At 54.2% G+C, this 16,123-nt stretch carries 18 protein-coding genes; 12 read left to right on the top strand and 6 right to left on the bottom strand.

Features of this window, described 5'->3' with window-relative positions:
• The first annotated feature begins 171 nt into the window (after positions 1-171).
• Together slyB and RY075_RS10115 are read left to right on the top strand one after the other, a co-directional pair.
• Positions 172-639 carry an outer membrane lipoprotein SlyB gene (gene slyB, locus RY075_RS10120; RefSeq protein WP_003857604.1) on the top strand — a complete coding sequence of 156 codons (468 nt, stop codon included), beginning with the start codon at positions 172-174 and terminating at the stop codon, positions 637-639.
• Between the two features lie 193 nt (positions 640-832).
• A complete protein-coding gene (locus tag RY075_RS10115) occupies positions 833-2,197 on the top strand; it encodes a GGDEF domain-containing protein (protein WP_023313968.1) in 1,365 nt (454 codons plus the stop codon).
• 35 nt (positions 2,198-2,232) lie between these two features.
• On the opposite strand, the gene slyA is transcribed toward RY075_RS10115, so the two are convergent.
• Positions 2,233-2,673 carry a transcriptional regulator SlyA gene (gene slyA, locus RY075_RS10110; RefSeq protein ID WP_032634142.1) on the bottom strand — a complete coding sequence of 147 codons (441 nt, stop codon included), beginning with the start codon at positions 2,671-2,673 and terminating at the stop codon, positions 2,233-2,235.
• Positions 2,674-2,860: 187 nt separating this feature from the next.
• On the opposite strand from slyA, the gene RY075_RS10105 reads away from it, so the two are divergent.
• From RY075_RS10105 to RY075_RS10095, 3 genes are read left to right on the top strand one after another with little or no spacing between them, the layout of a single operon-like run.
• On the top strand, positions 2,861-3,097 hold the full coding sequence (locus RY075_RS10105; RefSeq protein WP_003857607.1) for a DUF1656 domain-containing protein: 237 nt from the start codon (positions 2,861-2,863) through the stop codon (positions 3,095-3,097).
• A gap of 2 nt (positions 3,098-3,099) precedes the next feature.
• Positions 3,100-3,960, top strand: a complete 861-nt coding sequence (locus RY075_RS10100; RefSeq protein ID WP_110108814.1) for an HlyD family secretion protein — start codon at positions 3,100-3,102, stop codon at positions 3,958-3,960.
• Positions 3,960-5,993 carry an FUSC family protein gene (locus tag RY075_RS10095; protein ID WP_137042041.1) on the top strand — a complete coding sequence of 678 codons (2,034 nt, stop codon included), beginning with the start codon at positions 3,960-3,962 and terminating at the stop codon, positions 5,991-5,993. The genes RY075_RS10100 and RY075_RS10095 overlap by 1 nt, the downstream gene beginning before the upstream one ends.
• Here RY075_RS10095 and sodC read toward each other — a convergent pair.
• From sodC to RY075_RS10080, 3 genes are all read right to left on the bottom strand, one after another.
• Positions 5,972-6,490 (bottom strand): superoxide dismutase [Cu-Zn] SodC, encoded by a 519-nt coding sequence (gene sodC, locus RY075_RS10090; RefSeq protein ID WP_045332183.1) that lies wholly within the window; start codon positions 6,488-6,490, stop codon positions 5,972-5,974. The two genes, RY075_RS10095 and sodC, sit on opposite strands and share 22 nt — an antisense overlap.
• A gap of 81 nt (positions 6,491-6,571) precedes the next feature.
• On the bottom strand, positions 6,572-7,468 hold the full coding sequence (locus tag RY075_RS10085) for an aldo/keto reductase family oxidoreductase (RefSeq protein WP_023313962.1): 897 nt from the start codon (positions 7,466-7,468) through the stop codon (positions 6,572-6,574).
• 48 nt (positions 7,469-7,516) lie between these two features.
• Positions 7,517-7,756, bottom strand: a complete 240-nt coding sequence (locus RY075_RS10080) for a DUF1289 domain-containing protein (protein WP_232967690.1) — start codon at positions 7,754-7,756, stop codon at positions 7,517-7,519.
• Between the two features lie 147 nt (positions 7,757-7,903).
• On the opposite strand from RY075_RS10080, the gene eptA reads away from it, so the two are divergent.
• From eptA to rnt, 5 genes are all read left to right on the top strand, one after another.
• A complete protein-coding gene (gene eptA, locus RY075_RS10075; protein WP_109948998.1) occupies positions 7,904-9,544 on the top strand; it encodes a phosphoethanolamine transferase EptA in 1,641 nt (546 codons plus the stop codon).
• A gap of 26 nt (positions 9,545-9,570) precedes the next feature.
• Positions 9,571-10,170, top strand: coding sequence for a TetR/AcrR family transcriptional regulator (locus tag RY075_RS10070; protein WP_003857618.1), 600 nt, complete (start codon positions 9,571-9,573; stop codon positions 10,168-10,170).
• 53 nt (positions 10,171-10,223) lie between these two features.
• Complete coding sequence (locus RY075_RS10065; RefSeq protein ID WP_015570682.1) at positions 10,224-11,321, top strand: alkene reductase; 1,098 nt, start codon at positions 10,224-10,226, stop codon at positions 11,319-11,321.
• Positions 11,322-11,420: 99 nt separating this feature from the next.
• Positions 11,421-11,828, top strand: a complete 408-nt coding sequence (gene gloA, locus RY075_RS10060; RefSeq protein ID WP_003857623.1) for a lactoylglutathione lyase — start codon at positions 11,421-11,423, stop codon at positions 11,826-11,828.
• A gap of 96 nt (positions 11,829-11,924) precedes the next feature.
• Positions 11,925-12,584 carry a ribonuclease T gene (gene rnt / locus RY075_RS10055; protein ID WP_003857625.1) on the top strand — a complete coding sequence of 220 codons (660 nt, stop codon included), beginning with the start codon at positions 11,925-11,927 and terminating at the stop codon, positions 12,582-12,584.
• A gap of 79 nt (positions 12,585-12,663) precedes the next feature.
• Here the strand turns inward: rnt and grxD are convergent, their stop codons facing one another.
• Complete coding sequence (grxD, locus tag RY075_RS10050; protein WP_003832760.1) at positions 12,664-13,011, bottom strand: monothiol glutaredoxin 4; 348 nt, start codon at positions 13,009-13,011, stop codon at positions 12,664-12,666.
• Positions 13,012-13,348: 337 nt separating this feature from the next.
• Between grxD and RY075_RS10045 the strand changes: the two genes are divergently transcribed.
• Positions 13,349-14,107 carry a C40 family peptidase gene (locus tag RY075_RS10045; protein WP_023313959.1) on the top strand — a complete coding sequence of 253 codons (759 nt, stop codon included), beginning with the start codon at positions 13,349-13,351 and terminating at the stop codon, positions 14,105-14,107.
• A 122-nt stretch (positions 14,108-14,229) separates the two neighbouring features.
• The gene (gene sodB / locus RY075_RS10040) at positions 14,230-14,811 is read left to right on the top strand and encodes a superoxide dismutase [Fe] (RefSeq protein WP_003857629.1); all 582 of its coding nucleotides are present in this window, start codon (positions 14,230-14,232) and stop codon (positions 14,809-14,811) included.
• A gap of 37 nt (positions 14,812-14,848) precedes the next feature.
• Here the strand turns inward: sodB and RY075_RS10035 are convergent, their stop codons facing one another.
• On the bottom strand, positions 14,849-16,015 hold the full coding sequence (locus tag RY075_RS10035) for an MFS transporter (RefSeq protein WP_003857631.1): 1,167 nt from the start codon (positions 16,013-16,015) through the stop codon (positions 14,849-14,851).
• Between the last annotated feature and the right edge of the window lie 108 nt (positions 16,016-16,123).

Below are 16,123 nucleotides of genomic sequence, written 5' to 3'. Positions count from 1 at the left end.
ACAATCTCAGACCTGTAGCACAGGCGATGTTTGTTTATGTCCCGTTAAGCCCTGTTCAGGTAAAATTTATTTATTCGGCATGCAAAGATATGAACTGTGGTCAGGAATGCCATATAATTTAGCCATGACGGATGCCCCAACCGGGCGTTTTTTGGTGAACAGGAGAGTCAAATGATTTTACGTGTACTGGGCGTTTCGCTGATTGGTTTAACACTGGCGGGTTGTGTGAATGACAGTTCACTCTCCGGCGACGTATATAGTGCTTCTGAAGCTAAACAGGTACAGAACGTGACATACGGTACTATCGTTAATGCCCGTCCTGTTCAGATTCAGGGTGGCGATGACACGAACGTGGTGGGCGCAATCGGCGGTGCTGTGCTGGGTGGTTTCCTGGGTAATACCATTGGCGGCGGCACCGGACGTTCTCTGGCGACCGCAGCGGGCGCAGTTGCAGGCGGCGTAGCGGGTCAGGGCGTTCAGGGTGCGATGAACAAAACTCAGGGCGTTGAGCTGGAAATCCGCAAAGACGATGGCAGCACTATTATGGTTGTGCAGAAACAGGGTAACACCCGCTTCTCTGCTGGCCAGCGTGTTGTTCTTGCAAGCAACGGCAGCCAGGTCACCGTCTCCCCGCGTTAATATCCTGATGGATGTGGTCTTTCAGACCGCATCCATTTACCAAAATCATCATTTCCAATAATATATTGGAACAATATATTCACATGGTGAATTATTCATTTCACCCGTTCTTGTCCGTGCGCAAAGTATTTTTTATTTCCCTCGCTTAGACTCTTCGCAATCTCTTTTTCCTTTTTTAATTTTTAAATTCTCTATGCTTGCGATCTGTCGATTTGTAAAGAACCGCTTTGTGGCCTTCGCGCTTGGGTGTATTGTTATCATTGCCGTATTACAAGGTTTTTTTATAAAACTTGTTGAATGGGTTCCTTCGTTTTCACCTTTGTTTTTCCCTACGCTGACGATATTTCTTCTGGTGTTCCATCTGTTTATTGCCTGTTTTATGGCAATGAAATACTGGTGCGACAAAAGGCGATTATATCTTGTTCCCATTGCCCTGGCCTTTGCCGGTTCGGCGTTACTGATGGTGGGGACACTGGCCAGCTTCCCGGCCTGGCTTGATCTCTATCAGTTCAACGAAGCGAACTATAACGACGCCATGATTTTCTACATGTTCCGCCACTTTTTAATGGCGGTGCTGATGATCGTCGCAGCATTACTGTATACCCTGCGCAATTCTGCGCTCTCACGAAGCGCCCATGTTGGTATCGTTGTCGGCGCCTCGCTCTTTACGGGCTGTATGCTTGGGCTGGCATTGTTCTATTCCAGCCATTCAACCCTGCTCACACTGGACCTGGTGGATAATGAAACCCGACAGTTTATGGTTCTCTGGAGCCAGGCGATCAATATCATTTTGATCGTCCTGTGGGTAGTAACGTTAATCACCCTGTTGGCCATTACCCGCGTGAGGAATTTGTTTTGGGTCGGCGGCAATTTTTTATGTGTCTGTTATATCGTCACTCTGCTCATGCTATTGTTAGGCGGACACGCTGAAGATATTTCATGGTACCGGGCACGGTTATTCGAAACTGTCGCTACGTTAATGATTATTTTCATCTTACTTTCCGACGTATTTAATTTGTATCGTGACTCGCATGTAAAATATCAGCAGTCTTATCAAAATTCCATCCGCGACCCCCTCACCCGTCTTTATAATCGCAGCTATTTCTATGATTCATTAAATCACGCGCTAAACACGGCCACGGTGACACATCCGGTGTCGGTGGTCGTGAGCGATCTTGACCGTTTTAAACGCATTAACGACTGCTACGGTCATTTGCAGGGGGATAGGGTTTTACAGTTTGTCTCAAACCTGTTGACCGATTCGGTGCGACCGCAGGATATCGCGGCGCGGATCGGCGGCGAAGAGTTTGTGCTCATGCTGACAAATACACCGTCCGATGTCGCGCATCAGGTTGCCGAACGTATTCGCCTCAAGTTGAGCGGGTTTGACAAGGCCAGCAGCGGTGGGCAGCTTCCGGAACCGATTACCATTAGTATGGGAGTATTCACCGCTACCTCGCCGGAAACCAGCGCTGAAACCTGTGTGGAAAGCGCGGATAAAGCCATGTACGAGGCAAAAGAGACGGGCCGCAACCGGGTGGTGGTGTTCAGAACATGACAAAGGCCTTGCACGAGCAAGGCCAGTGAACAACGTCAGTCGCGCGACTGTAAATCGTGGATGTTTTGCTCAAGACGGGCGATGAGTCCGATCAGCATCTCCAGCTCAGCGGGTGAAATACCGGCCAGGATCTCTCCTCGCGTTTTACTGATGACGCTTTCCATCTCAGTAATAATCGGGGCCGCTTTTTCCGTCAATTTGATCCGCTTGGCGCGACGGTCGCTGGCGCAGGTTTGTCGGGAGATGAGTCCCTTCTCTTCCAGCTGGTCAAGGGTACGCACCAGGGAAGGCTGTTCAATACCAATCGCTTTTGCCAATTGGATCTGTGACTGATCGGGCGGAAGCTGATGGATGTTGTGCAGCGTAACCCAGTGCGTCTGTGTGAGTTCCAGAGGTTTCAGGCGATGGTCAATCAGAGCACGCCAGATGCGTACCAACCTTGCCAGATCAGAACCTAATGGCGATTCCAATTTCATCTCCTTATAATTAGCTTGCTAAGTGATTATAGTGATTTTAGAATAGTTTGCAGTATTTGTATTGCCAAAACAAATGCAATCACGGTATTCATCATTCCTTAAAGGATGATTTACACTGAACGGTAATGCGCCATCGCATTGAAATCTGCCATTGTGGCCCTCATTCCACCGCAAAGGATCGCTGCTTGTGACGTTGTTTTCCTTCTCCGCAGGGTTGCCCCTCCAGGATCTGATTGTTGGCGCATCGGTCTACTTTCCGCCACTGTTTAAAGCCGTGATGGTCGGTTTTGTGATCTGGCTCATTGCGCATCGTCTGCTGCGCGACTGGATGTATTCCGGTGAAATCTGGCACCCGATGTTAATGGATCTCTCCCTGTTTACCCTCTCCGTCTGTCTTGGCCTTGCCGTGTTAACCGTGTGGTGAGAATAGCATTGAAAACGTTAAAATATTTTTCCACTCTTTTCGTCTTAGCGCTGGCGCTTATCGCCGGCTGGTGGCTCTGGAATTATTACATGCAGTCGCCCTGGACGCGTGACGGCAAGATCCGCGCGGAACAGGTCAGCATCACGCCACAAGTGTCCGGCAGTATCAGCGCGCTGCTGGTGAAGGACAACCAGTTCGTTCATGCGGGTGATGTGTTATTCCGCATCGACGAGACCCCTTTTCACATTGCGGTGCTCAATACCCAGGCGCAGCTCGCAAAAGCTCAATCCGATCTGGCAAAAGCCAATAACGAAGCCGAACGTCGCCGACATCTGTCGAGGAATTACATCTCTGCGGAAGATCTCGATACCGCCAATATCAATGTAAAAGCCATGCAGGCCAGCCTGAAGGTTGCAGAGGCAACGCTGAAACAGGCCGAGTGGCAACTGACCCAGACCGTTGTCAAAGCTCCGGTGGATGGATGGATCACGAGCCTGTCGACCCGTGTGGGGGATTACGCCACCACAGGCCAGCCGGTCTTTGCCCTGGTCGACAGCCGCTCTTTCTATGTTGTAGGTTATTTTGAAGAGACCAAGCTGCGCCATATCCGCGAGGGAGCGCCTGCCCGAATCACGCTTTACAGCGGCGCAGAAACGTTACAGGGTCACGTTAGCAGCATAGGTCGGGCAATTTACGATCAGAGCGTGGAAACCGATTCTGGCCTGGTGCCCGACATCAAACCCAACGTACCGTGGGTGCGTCTGGCTCAGCGGGTGCCTGTTCGCGTCGAGTTTGATCAACTGCCGAAAGACATTACCCTGGTCTCTGGCACAACCTGCACTGTCGCCATCGGATCGCGATGATGAACCTGGGAGCTCTCTCCTGGCGCAATACGCCGTGGATAAAAGCGACACGGCCGCAGTGGCGTTACGCGCTGCGTAACGGCATCGCCATGTGCCTTGCGCTTACGGTTGCCTATTATCTGAATCTGGATGAGCCTTACTGGGCGATGACCTCTGCGGCGGTCGTCAGCTTCCCTACCGTCGGGGGCGTTATCAGTAAAAGCCTCGGGCGCGTGGCGGGTAGCCTGCTGGGGGCAACCGCCGCACTGCTTCTTGCCGGCCATACTCTGAATGATCCCTGGCTCTTTTTGTTAAGCATGTCGGCATGGCTGGGGCTGTGTACCTGGGCCTGCGCTCATTTTACCAATAACGTTGCCTATGCGTTTCAACTGGCGGGTTACACCGCGGCCATTATCGCCTTTCCGGTCGTCAACGTGCTGGATACCACCGAGCTGTGGGATATCGCCCAGGCACGCGTGTGTGAAGTGATGGTCGGCATTCTGTGCGGGGGCGTCATGATGATGATCCTGCCCAGTACCTCAGATGGCACTACGCTTATCACCGCCCTTAAAACGATGCACGCACGTTTGCTGGAACATGCCAGCCTGCTCTGGCAGCCTGACAGCAGCGATGACATCCGCCTCGCGCACGAAAAGGTCATCGGCCAGATCCTGACCATGAACCTGTTGCGCATCCAGGCTTTCTGGAGCCACTACCGTTTTCGTCGCCAGAACACGCTTCTGAACTATTTATTGCACCAGCAATTGCGGATGACGAGCGCGATCTCGAGCCTTCGTCGGATGTTGCTGAACTGGCCTGCACCGCCAGCCCATACCCGGGAGATTATCGAGGCGCTGCTCGCTACCCTTGCGCGTTCGGATGCCGATATTTATACCGTGGCCCGCATTATCGCGCCGCTCGCCCCAGCGGATGAATATGACTACCGGCATCGCGCCTTCTGGCAGCGTCTGAACTATTTCTGCCGCCTGTATCTGCGCAGCAGCCGCTGGTTAAAAGCCGTCGAGAATGCCACGCCCGTCACCGAATTTTCCGTTCCCGGTAGTCCTGCTCTGGCGCGGCATACCGACGCAATGGAGGCGCTGTGGAGCGGTTTTCGTACGTTTTGCGCGTTGACGGCCGTAGGCGCATGGGCCATCACCACGCAATGGGATGCGGGCAGTGCGGCCCTGACGCTTGCGGCAATCAGCTGCGTGCTCTATTCCGTCGCCGCTTCCCCCTTTAACTCCCTGACGCTTCTGCTGCGTACGCTGGTGCTGCTGTCGCTGTTCAGCTTCGTGGTGAAATTTGGTTTGATGGTGCAGATAACCGACCTCTGGCAATTTCTGCTGTTTCTCTTCCCGCTATTAACCACCATGCAGTTGCTCAAACTGCAAATGCCTAAACTGGCCGGTCTGTGGGGTCAGTTAATTGTTTTTATGGGCTCATTTATCTCTGTAACGAATCCACCGGTTTACGATTACGCTGATTTTCTCAACGACAACCTGGCGAAGATCCTCGGCGTGGGGCTGGCGTGGCTGGCTTTCGCCGTGCTACGCCCGGGCTCGGACGCGCGTAAAAGCCGCAGGCATATTCGGGAGTTGCGCAGGGGTTTTGTCGATCAGCTGAGCCGCAGGCCGCATCTGCGCGAAAGCGAGTATGAATCGCTGGTTTACCATCATGTCAGCCAGCTGAACAACAGCCAGGATTCACTCTCCCGTCGCTGGCTACTGCGCTGGGGCGTGGTGCTGCTAAACTGTTCGCACGTGGTGTGGCAGCTGCGCGCCTGGGAGACGCGTTCCGATCCGCTGTCGCAGGTCCGTGATAACTGTATTTCCATGCTCCGCGATGTGATGAGCGAGCGCGGGGTGCAGCAGCGCCCCCTGAGCGTCACGCTCGCCGAGCTTCAGCGTATTTGCGACGCGCTGGCGCACCATCATCAGCCTGCGGCCCGCGATCTGGCGTCCATTATCTGGCGGCTGCACTGCTCCCTGTCACAGCTTGAACAGGCGCCGCCACCCGGAACGATTGGCGATCAGATCACCCCGCAGGCATAACGCGCCCCGCCGCCGCCAAGCGGTTTAGGTTGATCGGACATGTTATCGCCGCCCACGTGGATCATCAGCGCCTTGCCTTTGACCTCGTCAAGCTTTTTGAGTCGTGCCGCCACAACCGGATCGGTGGCTTTACCATCGTTATTTACCACCAGCACCGGCAGATCGCCGAGGTGCCCCATCCCTTCCGGGCCTTCATGCTTACCGGAGTTCTGCGGGTCGAGATGCCCCCCTGCGGCTTCCGCAGCTGTTGGTTTCCCCTCTTTCATCGCGGGTTGACAGCTGCCTTTAGCATGAACGTGAAAACCATGTTCGCCGGGTGGAAGAGCCTTGAGATCGGGAGCAAATTCCAGCCCTTTATCGGTTTCGGTGATTTTCACCGTCCCGATGGACTGACCTACCCCCTGAGAAGTGACGAGATTCATTTCAACGTCCTCGCTGGCTGCCTGCGCCCCTGCGCAAACAACCAGCGTGACCATTGCCAGAGCAAAACGCTTCATATGACCTCCACGGGTTATTTTTTGCACCTTAAGTCTATACCAGAGGCGCAGATTTCACCGGAAAGTCAGGTTCAGGCGTGCTCAGGGTACGTCGTAGCCCAGCGCCGCCTTACGAATGCGGAACCACTGCTGACGCGTCATATCCAGCTCCTCAGCAACAAGCGCAGCGCGGACACGCTCAATTTTGCCGGAGCCAATAATTGGCAGCGGTTTAGACGGCAGGCGCAGGATCCAGGCGTAAACCACCTGCTCGATACTCTCCGCATTCAGTTCGCGCGCCACCGTTTCAAGCTCGTTACGCAGCGGCTGGAATGCCTCATCGTTAAACAGACGGCCGCCTCCCAGGCAAGACCATGCCATTGGACGGATGCGCAGCTGTTGCAGTTGGTCGAGCGTGCCATCCAGCAGCAGCGGCTGATGAACAGGCGAGATCTCCACCTGATTCGTCGCCAGCGTAAACGGCAGGCGAGACTGCAATAGCGCAAACTGTGCCGGGGTGAAGTTAGACACGCCAAAATGGCGCACTTTGCCGCTCTGGTGCAGCGTCAGGAAGGCTTCCGCGACCTCATCCGCATCCATCAACGGATCGGGACGGTGGATCAGCAGCAGGTCGATACGATCTGTGGCCAGGTTGACCAGTGACTGCTCGGCGCTTTTAACGATATGCGCGCTGTCAGTGATGTAATGTCCAAGCGCATGCTCCGGTTTTGCTGTGGTGGCAATACCGCATTTGGTCACAATCTCCATTCGTTCACGCAGCCCCGGCGCACGCTTCAGCGCTTCGCCAAAGGCGGCCTCGCACTGATAGCCGCCATAAATATCAGCGTGATCGACGGTGGTGATCCCGAGATCGAGATGCTCTTCTATAAAGTCCGCCAGCTGGACCGGAGACATATTCCAGTCCATGAGGCGCCAGTAGCCCATAACGAATCGGGAGAATTCCGGGCCCTGTGGGGCAAGGGTAATACGCTGAACCATAACATTTTCCTCAAGGAAGTCATGTCACCAGTATACGCAATTACCCTGCTAAAACAGTGAAGGTTGCTGAGGATCTTCGGGTTCAACCGCTTTGTTTGCACGAATTTTACGCAGCAGACGCTGTCGGCAAAGCCGTAAGACCTCCTGCTTTTGCGCGTCGCTGAAATTTTGCCAGTTAAAACGTTCATCGCGCGTGCGCATGCAGCCACGACAGTATCCTCGTTCATCAACCTGGCAAATACCCCGGCACGGGCTCTGGACAGGGAAAAATTCCAGTTGCTCTGCCACACCTACCTCCAGAACGTCATTATTCCCTACAGTGAAGACCCTAAATGGCTTGCATGCAAGGATGTCTGCCACAAACAGGACATTAAGGTTTCGCTAATCTTCCCTTCTTATACTCGCCGCATTGATATAACGAATGGTCTGCTCATCATGTGGTTCGCAAAAAAGTTACACTGTAACGATATAAAATTTACTCTGGGCTGTGCACTTTTCTTTACCGTACTGAATGCACTGTTTATCCAGCGCAGCTGGTCAATTATTGCGCCTGCGCATCTGCACGATGTCCTGTTTGCTGCCAGCGTGCCGCTGGTACTGTTCTGCGGCTGGGTGATTGTCTTCAGCCTGTTAAATATCCCCTATATTCGTAAGCCGCTCCTGATTGTCCTGACCCTGGGATGTGCCGCCGCGACCTGGTTTATGTATACCTATGGCGCGGTTATCGATCAGAACATGATTGTGAACGTGTTCGAGACTAATTCTCAGGAAGCGACAGCCCTGGTGACGCCGCAGATGATCCTGTGGCTGGTCGTAGCGGGTCTGGTTCCATCTGTTGTGTTAGCCCTGACGCGCATTCGCACCGGAAAATGGTGGTATGCCCTCCTGACGCGCTTCGCCGCTATGCTGGGTGCGCTGCTGGTGATCATTCTGGTCGCGTCAGTGTTCTATAAAGACTATGCTTCGCTGTTCCGCAATAACAAAAGCATCGTAAAAATGGTCACCCCGGCGAATTACGTGAGCGCCGTGGTGAAATACAGCAAAATGCGCTGGTTTGCCGGCGACCAGACGCTGGTCCGCATTGGCGAAGATGCTCATAAAGGCGCGCTGATTGCCAGCCAACGCAAGAAAACCGTGCTGGTTGTGGTGGTGGGCGAAGCCTCCCGCGCTGCAAACTACTCGTTAAATGGTTACCCGCGTGAAACCAACCCCGAGCTGAAAAAGCAGGATGTCATCAACTTCCCGCGGGCCTCCTCCTGTGGCACGGAAACCGCTGTTTCCGTCCCCTGCATGTTCTCCGGCATGACGCGGAAAAAATATGACGCGGACCTCGCCCATCATCAGGAAGGTCTGCTTGATGTGCTTAACCACGCCGGGTTCAACCTGCTGTGGCGCGACAACGACGGCGGATGTAAAGGCGCCTGCGACCGCGTGCCGCACACGGACATGACCCAGTGGAAACTGGATCAGCTCTGTAAGGACAAATCCTGTATCGACGACGTTAACCTGTACCGCCTGGACAACGTGCTGGATGGAATAAAGCTGGATACGGTTCTGGTTATTCACCTGATGGGCAGCCACGGTCCGGCCTATTACAAACGCTACCCTGATAGCTTCCGCAAGTTCACCCCAACCTGCGATACCAATGAAATTCAGGATTGCGATCATCAGTCGCTGATCAATACCTATGACAACACGATTCTGTATACCGACAGCGTCGTCAGCCGAACCATCGACGCACTGAAAGCCCGGCAGGCCAACATGAACACGGCGCTCATTTACCTCTCCGATCACGGTGAATCGCTGGGCGAAAGCGGAATTTACCTGCACGGTACGCCGTATATGCTGGCCCCGGAGCAGCAAACGCATATTCCTTTTATGTTCTGGCTCTCCCCGGATTATGCGAAAAACTTCGGCGTAAACACGGATTGCCTGCGTGACCATGCCGCAAAAGAGGCGGTTTCACAGGACAATTTATTCGCCACCGTTCTGGGCATGATGGACGTGAAATCAGCGGTTTATCAGCCGCAGCTGGATATTCTGTCACAGTGTCGTCGCCAAGCGGGCTTGCATTAGACCGAACGGTCTATTAGAGTAAGGGCATGAGCAGACACACTGAACACGATACACGAGAACATTTGCTGGCTACCGGCGAGCGCCTTTGCATGCATCGCGGGTTTACCGGGATGGGGCTTAGCGAGTTGTTAAAAACCGCTGAAGTACCTAAGGGATCGTTTTATCACTATTTTCGTTCCAAAGAGGCGTTCGGCGTTGCCATGCTGGAGCGGCACTACGCCAGCTACCATCAGCGCCTGGCAGCCCACTTCGCCAGCGGTGAAGGTGACTACCGGGATCGTGTTCTGAACTACTATCAGGAAACGCTGACGCAGTTCTGTCAGCAGGGCATCATCAGCGGCTGCCTGACGGTAAAACTGTCTGCCGAAGTGTGCGATCTCTCCGAAGATATGCGCACCGCCATGGATAAAGGGGCCAGCGGCGTGATTGCCCTGCTGGCTCAGGCGCTGGAGAGCGGGCGCAATGAAAAAACGCTCTCCTTCTCCGGCGATCCGCTCACGCAGGCACAGGTGCTCTATTCCCTCTGGTTAGGCGCCAACCTGCAAGCAAAAATGTCTCGCAGCGCCGTGCCGCTCGAAAGCGCGCTGGCGCACGTGAAAAACTGTATAACCGCGCCTGGCGTGTAGCCGGCGTTTTTATTTACACTTTTACTAGTCGACTGGTCTACTCAGGAGCCATTATGTCCGCTGAAAAGCTGTTTACCCCACTGAAAGTGGGTGCCGTTACTGCCCCAAACCGCGTGTTTATGGCCCCACTCACCCGTCTGCGCAGCATCGAGCCGGGCGATATCCCAACGCCATTGATGGGTGAGTATTATCGTCAGCGCGCCAGCGCGGGCCTGATTATTTCCGAAGCCACGCAGATTTCTGCCCAGGCAAAAGGCTACGCCGGTGCGCCGGGTCTGCACAGCCCGGAACAGATCGCCGCGTGGAAAAAAATCACCGCAGGTGTTCATGCTGAAGATGGCCGTATTGCGGTTCAGCTGTGGCACACCGGACGTATCTCACACAGCAGCATCCAGCCTGGCGGTCAGGCGCCGGTTTCTGCTTCTGCCCTGAACGCCAATACCCGTACTTCCCTGCGCGATGAAAACGGTAATGCGATCCGCGTTGACACCACCACGCCACGCGCGCTGGAGCTGGACGAGATCCCGGGTATTGTGAATGATTTCCGTCAGGCCGTCGCCAACGCCCGTGAAGCGGGCTTCGACCTGGTTGAGCTGCACTCTGCGCACGGTTACCTGCTGCATCAGTTCCTGTCCCCTTCTTCCAACCAGCGTACCGACCAGTACGGCGGCAGCGTTGAAAACCGCGCGCGTCTGGTGCTTGAAGTGGTGGATGCTGTCTGTAATGAGTGGAGCGCAGACCGCATTGGTATTCGTGTCTCCCCGATCGGTACTTTCCAGAACGTCGACAACGGTCCGAACGAAGAAGCAGACGCGCTGTATCTGATTGAAGAGCTGGCGAAACGCGGTATCGCCTATCTGCACATGTCCGAGCCGGACTGGGCAGGCGGCAAGCCTTATAGTGAAGCCTTCCGCCAGAAAGTGCGCGAGCGCTTCCACGGCGTGATTATCGGGGCGGGCGCGTATACGGCAGAGAAAGCTGAAGATCTGATCGGGAAAGGCCTGATCGACGCCGTGGCCTTTGGCCGTGACTACATTGCTAACCCGGATCTGGTTGCCCGTTTGCAGAAGAAAGCCGAACTGAACCCGCAGCGCCCTGAAAGTTTCTATGGCGGCGGCGCGGAAGGTTATACCGACTACCCTTCACTGTAATCCCGCTTTGTACATTGATAGCGGCGACCTTTCGCCGCTATACTAAAACATCGTTTCTGTTCAAAAAGATAATCCATTCCACTGGTTAATGAGGAAATTATGCGCCTACTTCACACCATGCTGCGCGTTGGCGACCTGCAACGTTCCATCGATTTCTACACTAACGTTCTGGGCATGAAGCTGCTGCGCACCAGCGAAAATCCGGAATATAAATACTCTCTGGCGTTTGTCGGTTACGGCCCGGAATCTGATGAAGCGGTAATCGAGCTGACCTACAACTGGGGCGTGGACAGCTATGAGCTGGGTACGGCTTACGGACACATCGCGCTGGAAGTGGATAACGCCGCCGAAGCCTGCGAACGTATCCGCAGCAATGGCGGTAACGTCACCCGTGAAGCCGGTCCGGTTAAAGGCGGTACCACCGTCATTGCGTTTGTGGAAGATCCGGACGGTTATAAAATCGAACTGATTGAAGCCAAAGACGCTGGTCGCGGTCTGGGCAATTGATCCCGCAGGGCGCACTATGCGCCCGTTGTTTTGCTGCATCCCCTCTCAAAATTTGCCATAATGCGCACTGCTTTTTCCCCCTTGTAAGAGACCCTGATGTCCGATAACGCTCAATTTACCGGTCTGTGCGACCGTTTTCGTGGTTTTTATCCCGTTGTCATTGATGTTGAAACAGCCGGATTTAACGCTAAAACCGATGCGCTGCTTGAGATTGCCGCCATCACGCTGAAGATGGATGAACAGGGCTGGCTTGTACCGGACACCACGCTGCATTTCCACGTTGAACCCTTTGAAGGGGCAAACTTACAGCCAGAGGCGCTGGCCTTTAACGGTATCGATCCGACAAACCCGCTGCGCGGGGCGGTAAGCGAATACGAGGCGCTGCACGCCATTTTCAAAATGGTGCGCAAAGGCATGAAAGAGAATGACTGTAGCCGCGCCATCATGGTAGCCCACAACGCTACGTTCGATCACAGCTTCACCATGGCTGCCGCCGAGCGCGCCTCGCTAAAGCGTAATCCATTTCATCCGTTTGTGACCTTCGACACCGCCGCGCTGAGCGGCCTGGCGCTGGGGCAAACCGTGCTCTCGAAAGCCTGCATCACGGCGGGTATTGCGTTTGACGGTACCCAGGCGCATTCCGCGTTATACGACACCGAGCGTACGGCGGAGCTGTTCTGTGAGATCGTCAACCGCTGGAAACGTCTGGGCGGCTGGCCGCTGCCGATGGGCGACGAGGCCGATCTTCAATCGTAGGTTGGGTTATCAACAGCCCCCCAGGACAAAAAAAAAGCGACCAACATAATGTGGTCGCTTTTTTATATCCGCAGAAAACTTATTCTGCGTCCGGCTCTTCGGTTTTATACTTCGCCGCAGTCTCTTTGATCAGCTGTTGCAGTTCGCCGCGCTGATACATTTCAATCAGGATGTCGCATCCGCCAACCAGTTCACCATCAACCCACAGCTGTGGGAAGGTCGGCCAGTTTGCGTATTTTGGCAATTCAGCGCGAATGTCCGGGTTTTGCAGGATATCAACGTAAGCAAAACGCTCACCACAGGCGGACAGCGCCTGAACCGCTTGCGCGGAGAAGCCGCAGCTTGGCAGCTTCGGAGAACCTTTCATGTACAGGAGAATCGGGTTTTCAGCGATCTGGCGCTGAATTTTTTCAATAGTGGTGCTCATGTCTGCTTCCTTTAACTTCTGTTACGGCATCAGTCTGACATTGTAGCGGGTCAGGCCGACATCGGAAAATAACATTTTTGTCACGTCTAATTATTTTATCGCTTATCGCATAAAGTTGCATTGCTAATGTCGCTTATCGCCAGACGGGGTGCGGTTTTGCTTAAGGAGCGAACAGGAGTGCGTCAGAATGGTGAATTTTTTTGCACTTGCTAACGAAACATAATTTTTGAATGAAAAATGCTATTAACTTCTTCTGATTTTATGGATTAGAATCGACAGGTTTTGTAAATCTCACGCGGGTATGCATTGTGGCCTGCATTTATCAGGGGACTGCCCAGTGGCGCGGATAACTAAAATCTCGATGACGCTCTGTGCTTTACTGTTTACCACACTCTCATTTACGCCAGCGGCGAACGCCTCTGAACAGGCGCGGCATTCTGCTGTACAAAAAACGCATCTGGCAAAATCCACAGAACGTAAGAAAAAAACCACCAGCAAAACAGTTAAGAAGAAAATCACCGCTCAGACCAAAAAGACCGCCTCCAGTAAAACCAAAACTCTCCGCTCCGGCACGCACAAAACCACCCGCACAACCGCCAGCCTGGTGAATGAAAAATGCACCGTGCGCAAAGGCCATAAAACGAAATGCGCAAAAGTGACGAAGCTGGCTGACGTGCATAAAGCGCGCATGCAGAAAGCGCAAAAAACGGCGATGAACAAACTGATGGGGCAAATAGGTAAGCCGTATCGCTGGGGTGGCACCTCTCCGCGCACCGGTTTTGACTGTAGTGGGCTGGTTTATTATGCCTATAAAGATCTGGTGAAGTTTCGCATTCCACGCACCGCCAATGAGATGTACCATCTGCGCGACGCCGCCCCTGTAAACCGTGGCGAACTGCAAAATGGCGACCTGGTGTTCTTCCGCACCCAGGGACGCGGTACGGCCGATCACGTTGGGGTGTATGTGGGTAACGGTAAATTTATCCAGTCACCGCGCAGCGGTCAGGACATTCAGATCACCTCTCTCAGCGAAGATTACTGGGTGCGCCACTATGTGGGTGCACGCCGCGTGATGACGCCAAAAACCATCCGCTAGCCCCTGCCCTGCCGCCTCTGTGGCAGGGTAAGTTCCTCTTTTGCATACCCTTTCAATTTGCTATTCTGTCCTTGTTGTCTGTAGGGTTATTGGCAACGTATAAAACTATAAGGAGAGAAGCAATGTCGTTCGAATTACCTGCACTACCGTATGCAAAAGACGCCCTGGCCCCGCATATTTCCGCGGAAACCCTGGAGTACCATTACGGCAAGCATCACCAGACCTATGTCACCAACCTGAATAACCTGATCAAGGGCACCGATTTTGAAGGCAAAACGCTGGAAGAGATCGTGCGCAGTTCAGACGGCGGCGTATTCAACAACGCCGCACAGGTGTGGAACCACACCTTCTACTGGCACTGCCTGGCCCCGAATGCAGGCGGAGAACCTGACGGTGAGCTGGCGGCAGCGATTAACGCCGCGTTCGGCAGTTTCGCGGATTTTAAAGCGAAGTTTACTGACGCAGCCGTTAAAAACTTTGGCTCCGGCTGGACCTGGCTGGTAAAAGAGGCTGATGGCAAACTGGCTATCGTTTCCACTTCTAATGCGGGTACCCCTCTGACCACCAGCGCCACGCCGCTGATGACCGTGGACGTATGGGAACACGCCTATTACATTGATTACCGTAATGCGCGCCCGAACTACCTGGAACACTTCTGGGCACTGGTTAACTGGGAATTTGTTGCGAAGAACTTCGCCGCGTAAGAGACACGCAGAAGGGGCAGCCCTTCTGCGTTTTTGTTTATTCCGCCGTACACACCGCTTGAGGCTGTTTACGACCAGACATTATCACCAGCAGCAGGCCGAGTGCGGCAATGATCGCCCCCATCACCGGCACAAAGCTGTAACCCAAACCACCGGAGATCACCGCCCCGCCCGCTGCGGCCCCTAGCGCATTGCCCAGGTTAAACGCACCGATATTCACCGATGAAGAGAGCCCCGGCGCTTCGTGTGCAACGCGCATTACGCGCATCTGCAACGGTGGCACCACGGCAAAGGTTGCGGCGCCCCACACCACCATGGCAATCGCGGCACCCACTTCGTTACGCGCCAGCCACGGAATCGCCACCATGATGACAATCAGCAGCGTTAAAAAACCTTTCAGCGTCCCACTCACGGAGCGGTCGGCAAATTTCCCGCCGAGATAGTTGCCAATCGAGAACCCGACACCAATCAGCACCAGCATCGCGGTAACAAAGAGTGGCGTTGCGTGGGTTATGTCGTGCAGCACCGGGGAGATATAGGTGTAGAGCGTAAACATCGCCCCGGCCCCCAGCACCGTGGTGAGCAGCGCGGACAACACCTGAGGACGCATCAGCACCGCCAGCTCTTTACGTACTTCCGGACGTTCTCCAGCACTTCCTTTCGGCAGTGAGAAGAACAGCGCAACCATCGCGACCACGCCCAGTCCGGCGGTTGCGAGGAAAGACATACGCCAGCCGATGGCTTCTCCCAGCCAGGTGGCGGCGGGAACGCCGCCGATATTAGCGATGGTGAGGCCCATAAACATAGTGGCTACCGCGCTGGCCTGCTTATGTTTTGGCACCACGCTGGCAGCAACAACCGAGCCCAGTCCGAAGAAGGCGCCATGGTTGAGGCTGGTAAGAATGCGCGAAAGCATCAGAGTGGTGTAATCGGGCGAAATCGCGGAAAACACATTGCCGAGAGTGAAAATCGCCATCAGGAAAATCAGCGCGTTGCGGCGCGCACGGTGCGAAAGCAGCAGCGTCATCAGCGGCGCGCCCACCATCACGCCGATCGCGTAGGCGCTAATTAACATACCGGCCGCAGGGATAGAGACGTCTACCCCCCGGGCGATAACAGGCAATAACCCCATCGGGGAGAATTCAGTGGTGCCAATCCCAAAGGCGCCAATCGCCAGGGCCAGCAGGGGAAAATTGATTTTCATGAAGAGACTCCGGATACCGTGCCATAACCCGGCACAGAACTAAGAAGTCAAAAGCATGACATCAATCACAAAAAATGAGAAGTTAACATTTTGGCAAAAGATTTTTGC

This window comes from Enterobacter sp. JJBC (assembly GCF_036936505.1).
In the GTDB taxonomy this organism is placed as follows: domain Bacteria; phylum Pseudomonadota; class Gammaproteobacteria; order Enterobacterales; family Enterobacteriaceae; genus Enterobacter; species Enterobacter hormaechei_C.
This window is presented reverse-complemented; position numbering and strand designations above follow the sequence as displayed.